Here is a 6,384-nt window from a genome sequence, read left to right as displayed (position 1 = left end):
AAATAGGGCCCGGGGGTATTAGGCTCCTAGGTGGCGGCTATGGTAGGGACAAATGTACTTCACCCCCAAGGGGAGCCCTTTGGCAGAATGGTAAGCGCTACCGTCTGGGGGACGGGTTTCCTATGAGCCAGACCTTTAGCCGCTACGCCTGGGGAGTCTTGGTGTGGAACGTGTTGGTGGCCCTTTGGGGGGCTTATGTGCGGGCCACGGGCTCGGGGGCAGGGTGCGGCGCCCATTGGCCCACCTGCAACGGGGAGATCATCCCCCGAAGCCCCCAGGTGGAAACCCTCATTGAGTTCACCCACCGGGCCACCTCGGGCCTGGCCTTCCTTTCCGTGTTGCTTCTCCTGGTCCTGGCCCTCCGCGCTTTGCCCAAGGGGCATCCCGCCCGGTTTGGCGCCGCCCTTTCCTTCTTTTTTATGATCACGGAAAGCCTGGTGGGGGCCTCCTTGGTCCTCTTCGGCTGGACTGCCCACAACGTGAGCGCCGAGCGGGCCGTGGTGCAGATGGTGCACCTGGCCAACACCTACTTCCTCCTGGCCGCCTTGGCCCTCACCGCCTGGTGGGCTTCCGGGGGCGCTCCCTTGCGCCTGAGGGGGCAGGGGGCGGTGGGGTGGGCGCTTCTGCTTGGGCTTCTTGCCCTCCTTTTCCTGGGGATGAGCGGGGCGGTCACCGCTCTTGGCGACCTCCTTTTCCCGGTGCGGAACACCCTCGAGGCCCTGGAGCGCTCCCTTACCCCTGGGGAGCACTTCCTGGTGCGCCTTAGGGTCCTTCACCCCCTCATCGCCGTGAGCGTGGGGCTTTACGTGGTCTTCGCCGGCTTCTTGGTGGCCCACCTCCGCCCCTCGGAGGCCACAAGGCGCCTGGCTCAGGGCCTGGCTTACCTTTACGGGGCCCAGCTTCTGGCGGGGCTCGTGAACGTCTGGCTCAAGGCCCCGGTTTGGATGCAGATCCTCCACCTCTTCTTGGCCTACGCCGTGTGGCTTCTTTTCGTGCTCCTCATGGCCTCGAGCCTGGCCCGAGGGGCGCGGCGGGTGGAGCTTGGGGAAGGCCAAGAGGCCCGGGTGCACCGGGGTACGGGGGGGGCCACCTGGAAGGACTACTTGGCCCTCACCAAGCCCCGGGTCATCAGCCTCCTTCTCCTCACCACCCTCCTCGCCATGCTCATCGCCGCCAAGGGGTGGCCGGGGACCGGGCTTTTCCTAGCGGTGGCCTTGGGGGGGTACCTGATGGCGGGGGCGGCCAACGCCATTAACATGGTGGTGGACCGGGACATTGACGCCCGCATGAGGCGCACCGCTAAAAGGCCCACGGTGACGCAAAAGATTTCCAGCCGGGATGCCCTCCTTTTCGCCTTTGCCCTCGCCCTTTTGGGCTTCGGCCTCCTGGCCTGGGCCGCCAACCTCCTCGCCGCCACCTTGGCCCTGATGGGGCTTATCTGGTACGTGTTGGTTTACACCCTGTACCTCAAGCGGCGCACTTGGCAAAACATCGTCATCGGCGGGGCCGCGGGGGCCTTCCCACCCTTGGTGGGGTGGGCGGCGGTGACGGGGGAGCTTAACCTCTTCGCCTGGTACCTCTTCGCCCTCATCTTCTTCTGGACTCCCGTCCACTTCTGGGCTTTGGCCCTCATGATCCAGGACGACTACCGGGCGGTGGGGGTGCCCATGCTGCCCGTGGTCTTGGGGGAGCGGGTCACGGTGATGCAGATCGCCCTCTACGCCCTCCTCACCGCCCTGATCTCCCTCATGCCCCTTCTTTTGGGCGAGCTCGGGCTTTTCTACCTCTTCTTCAGCCTGGCCCTGAACGCCCTTTTGTTGCTTAAGGCCCTTGCCCTCTACCGCCAGCCCGAGCGGAGGACGGCGGTTTCGCTGTATAAATACTCCATGCTCTACCTGGCCCTCTTGTTCGTGGCCATGGCGGTGGACCGGGTGCTATAGGGAGGGAGTGGATGAGACGAGCGTTTTCGGCCCTGAGTCTTTTTGGTCTGGCCTTGGCCCAGGAGGCCCACCGGGTGGCCATCACCCATCCCTTTTCCCCGGTGAACCGGGAAACCAATCACCTCCTGGTCTGGGTCTTGGTCTTCTCCGTCCTCATCTTCGGCGTGGTGGCGGGCGCTTTGGCCTACATCGCCTGGAAGTTCCGCGCCCGCCCTGGCCAGCAAGGCGAGCCACCCCAGATCCACGGGAACGACCGCCTCGAGGTCATCTGGACCCTCATCCCCGTGGCCATCATCTTGATCCTCTTCGGCCTCACCGCCCGGGCCCTCATCCAGGTGAACAAACCCATCCCGGGGGCCATGAAGGTGGAGGTCACGGGCTACCAGTTCTGGTGGGACTTCAACTACACCGAGCTGGGCTTCCGCAACTCCAACGAGCTCATCCTGCCCGCGGGGGTGCCGGTGGAGCTAGAGGTGACCTCCAAGGACGTGATCCACTCCTTCTGGGTGCCGGGCCTGGTGGGCAAGCAGGACGCCATTCCGGGACAAAAGACTCGGATCCGTTTTGTAGCGGAAAAGCCGGGCAACTACTACGGCTTCTGCGCCGAGCTTTGTGGGCCGAGCCACGCCCGCATGCTTTTCCGGGTCCTGGTGGTGCCCAAGGAGGAGTTTGACCGCTTCGTGGAGGCGGCCAAGGGCTACACGCCCCCTGTGGCGGATGCCCGGGGGCAGGAGGTGTTCCAGCAAAACTGCATGGCCTGCCACTCCGTCCAGGGCAAGATGCCCCCTGCGGTCATCGGCCCAGAGCTCGGCTTCGTGGGCAACCGGGTGAGCCTGGCGGCGGGGATCGTGGACAACACCCCGGAACACCTCAAGGCTTGGATCAAGGACCCCGCCGCCATGAAGCCGGGGACCAAGATGCCGGGCTTCCCCCAGCTTTCTGAGGAAGACCTGGACGCCCTTGTTCGTTACCTGGAGGGGCTTAAGGTGGAGGGCTTTGACTTCCGGGCCCTGCCCAAGTTCTAGGGGAGGTTAGAGGATGGCCATTGTCGCAAAGCCTAAGACCAATGTGTGGGCGGTCCTCTGGGACCTGCTCACCACGGTGGACCACAAGAAGATCGGCCTCATGTACACCGCCACCGCCTTCTTCGCCTTCGCCTTGGCGGGGGTTTTCTCCCTCCTCATCCGGGCGCAGCTGGCGGTGCCCAACAACCACCTGCTCACCGGGGAGCAGTACAACCAGGTCCTCACCCTGCACGGGGCCACCATGCTCTTCTTCTTCATCATCCAGGCTGGGCTCACCGGCTTCGGCAACTTCGTGGTGCCCCTGATGCTGGGGGCGCGGGACGTGGCCCTGCCCCGGGTGAACGCTTTCAGCTACTGGGCCTTTTTGGGGGCCATCATCCTGGCCCTCATGAGCTTCTTCTTCCCCGGCGGGGCCCCGGCGGTGGGGTGGACCTTCTACTACCCCTTCTCGGTGCAGTCGGGAAGCGGGGTCAACTTCTACATGGCGGCCATCTTGCTCCTGGGCTTCTCCAGCCTCCTAGGTAACGCCAACTTCATCGCCACCATCTACAACCTCAGGGCCCAGGGGATGAGCATGTGGAAGATGCCCATGTACGTCTGGAGCGTCTTCGCCGCCAGCGTCCTCAACCTCTTCAGCCTGGCGGGGCTCACCGCGGCCACCTTGCTGGTTCTCCTGGACCGCAAGATTGGCCTTTCCTGGTTCAACCCGGACATCGGGGGGGACCCCGTTCTCTTCCAGCAGTTCTTCTGGTTCTACTCCCACCCCACGGTCTACGTGATGCTCCTTCCCTACCTCGGCATTCTGGCCGAGGTGGCGTCTACCTTCGCCCGCAAGCCCCTTTTCGGCTACAAGCAGATGGTCTGGGCCCAGATGGGCATCGTGGTCCTGGGCACCATGGTCTGGGCCCACCACATGTTCACCGTGGGGGAGTCCACCATCTTCCAGATCGCCTTTGCCTTCTTCACCGCCCTCATCGCCGTGCCCACCGGGGTGAAGCTTTTCAACCTTTTGGGAACCCTGTGGGGCGGCCACCTGCAGATGAAGACCCCCCTCTTTTGGGTCTTAGGCTTCATCTTCAACTTCCTCCTCGGGGGGATCACCGGGGTCATGCTCTCCATGACCCCCCTGGACTACCAGTTCCATGACTCCTACTTTGTGGTGGCCCACTTCCACAACGTCCTCATGGCGGGGTCCGCTTTTGGCGCCTTCGCGGGGCTTTACTACTGGTGGCCCAAGATGACGGGCCGCCTGTACGACGAGCGCCTGGGGAAGCTCCACTTCTGGCTCTTCCTGGTGGGCTACCTCGTGACCTTCATGCCCCAGTACGCCCTGGGCTTCTTGGGCATGCCCCGGCGCTACTACACCTACAACGCCGACATCGCCGGCTGGCCCGAGCTCAACCTCATCTCCACCATCGGGGCCTTTATCCTGGGCCTGGGCGGCCTCGTTTGGGTTTACACCATGTGGAAGAGCCTCCGCTCCGGGGAAAAGGCGCCAGATAACCCCTGGGGCGGCTACACCCTGGAGTGGCTCACCGCCTCCCCCCCCAAGGCCCACAACTTTGACGTGAAGCTTCCCACGGAGTTCTCCTCCGAGCGGCCCCTTTACGACTGGGCCAAGAAGGGGGTGGAGCTCAAGCCCGAGGACCCGAGCCACATCCACCTGCCCAATAGCTCCTTCTGGCCCTTCTACTCCGCCGCCACCCTCTTCGCCTTCTTCGTCTCCGTGGCGGCTTTGCCGGTGCCCAACATCTGGATGTGGGTCTTCCTGGCCCTCTTCGCCTACGGCCTGGTGCGCTGGGCCTTGGAGGACGAGTACAGCCACCCGGTGGAGCACCACACCCTCACGGGCAAGTCCAACGCCTGGATGGGGATGGCCTGGTTCATGGTTTCGGAGGTGGGCCTCTTCGCCATCCTCATCGCCGGCTACCTCTACCTCAGGCTTTCCGGGGCGGCGGTGCCCCCTGAGGAAAGGCCTGCCCTTTGGCTTGCCCTCCTCAACACCTTCTTCCTGGTGAGCTCCTCCTTCACCGTGCACTTCGCCCACCACGACCTCAGGCGGGGCCGGTTCAACCCCTTCCGCTTCGGGCTTCTCTTCACCATCCTGCTGGGGGTTCTCTTCTTCCTCTTCCAGGCCTGGGAGTTCTACCAGTTCCACAGCCACTCCAGCTGGCAGGAGAACCTCTGGACGGCGGCCTTCTTCACCATCGTGGGGCTGCACGGCCTGCACGTGGTGATCGGGGGCTTTGGCCTCATCCTGGCCTACCTCCAGGCCCTTAGGGGCAAGATCACCCTCCATAACCACGGCACCCTCGAGGCCGCCAGCATGTACTGGCACTTGGTGGACGCGGTGTGGCTTTTCATTGTCGTCCTGTTCTACATCTGGTGAAGCCACCGAAACCCTTTCCCCCGCCCTTGGCGGGGGATTTTACTATTTAGTGAGAGGATGCGGCTTCTGGTGGTGGACTTTGACTACTTCTTTCCCGTACCGCAGGACCCTCGTCACCCGGAGGCCCACCTTTACGCCTGGGCCCACTTTGAAACCCCTTACTACCTTCAGGAGGCGTGGGGGGCCCGCGCCCTGGCCTTTTTGCTCCGGGGGCTATCCTTGCCCCAGGCCCGGGAATGGGAAGGTTTTTGGGAACGCTTTAACTTCGCTCCGGAGGCCCGGCTTTTCTACGCCGACTCCAACGCCCTGGCCTTCCACCCTAGGGTGCGGGAGGGGGTGGAGGAGGTGGTGCTCTTTGACGCCCACCACGACGCCGGCTACCGCCCCTTGGGCGAGGAGCCCGCTTGCGATGACTGGATGGTGTTTTACGCCCGCGCCGGGGCGCGGCTTGCCGTTTACTACCCCCCTTGGCGCAACCCTTCCCTGGAGCCCGAGCCACAGGTGCCCCTGGCCCGGGCCCTAGACCCCGGGGGCAAGGTGGCAGGGGTTTTCCACCGGGTCTTCCTCTGCCGCAGCGGGGCCTGGGTGCCCCCTTGGGTGGACCCTTCCTTTTTCGCCTTTTTGGAGGCAGCTCCCCTGCCCAAGGAGGCGCTGGAAGCTGTGGAGCCCAGGGAGCTGGATGTGGAGGCCCTAAAGGGGCGGGTGCGGGAGGAAGGGCTTGGCCTTTGGATCATGGACGCCTTGCGCAAGCCGCGCTAGGGGGCTATAATCGCTAGGGCTTGGGGGCCGTTAGCTCAGCTGGCAGAGCAACCGACTTTTAATCGGTAGGTCGCAGGTTCGAATCCTGCACGGCCCACCACCGAAGGCGAACCCCCAGGGCATGCGCCCCGGGGGTTTCTTGGCGGGCCCGAGAGGATTCGAACCCCTGACCTGCTGATCCGTAGTCAGCCGCTCTATCCAACTGAGCTACGGGCCCAAGCCGACCTTTAAAGTAGCACGGAAGAACGCTTCTGTCAATAATTATTGCAGC

Annotated in this window: 4 protein-coding genes and 2 tRNA genes; 5 read left to right on the top strand and 1 reads right to left on the bottom strand. The window is 64.0% G+C overall.

Annotated elements, in window-relative coordinates:
• Positions 1-122: 122 nt before the first annotated feature.
• The 5 genes from QT17_RS11410 to QT17_RS11390 all read left to right on the top strand — a co-directional run bounded on the left by QT17_RS11410 (position 123) and on the right by QT17_RS11390 (position 6,213).
• Positions 123-1,940, top strand: a complete 1,818-nt coding sequence (locus tag QT17_RS11410) for a heme o synthase (RefSeq protein WP_039460113.1) — start codon at positions 123-125, stop codon at positions 1,938-1,940.
• An 11-nt stretch (positions 1,941-1,951) separates the two neighbouring features.
• Positions 1,952-2,965 (top strand): cytochrome c oxidase subunit II, encoded by a 1,014-nt coding sequence (coxB, locus tag QT17_RS11405; protein ID WP_039460112.1) that lies wholly within the window; start codon positions 1,952-1,954, stop codon positions 2,963-2,965.
• Between the two features lie 13 nt (positions 2,966-2,978).
• Positions 2,979-5,354, top strand: coding sequence for a cytochrome c oxidase subunit I (gene ctaD, locus QT17_RS11400; protein WP_039460110.1), 2,376 nt, complete (start codon positions 2,979-2,981; stop codon positions 5,352-5,354).
• 57 nt (positions 5,355-5,411) lie between these two features.
• Positions 5,412-6,113 (top strand): hypothetical protein, encoded by a 702-nt coding sequence (locus tag QT17_RS11395; RefSeq protein WP_039460108.1) that lies wholly within the window; start codon positions 5,412-5,414, stop codon positions 6,111-6,113.
• 24 nt (positions 6,114-6,137) lie between these two features.
• Positions 6,138-6,213 (top strand) — tRNA-Lys (locus tag QT17_RS11390).
• A gap of 40 nt (positions 6,214-6,253) precedes the next feature.
• Here QT17_RS11390 and QT17_RS11385 read toward each other — a convergent pair.
• Positions 6,254-6,330, bottom strand: a tRNA-Arg gene (locus QT17_RS11385).
• Positions 6,331-6,384: the final 54 nt, after the last annotated feature.

Origin of the sequence: Thermus sp. 2.9 (genome assembly GCF_000794385.1) — a bacterium.
In the GTDB taxonomy this organism is placed as follows: Bacteria; Deinococcota; Deinococci; order Deinococcales; family Thermaceae; genus Thermus; species Thermus thalpophilus.
This window is presented reverse-complemented; position numbering and strand designations above follow the sequence as displayed.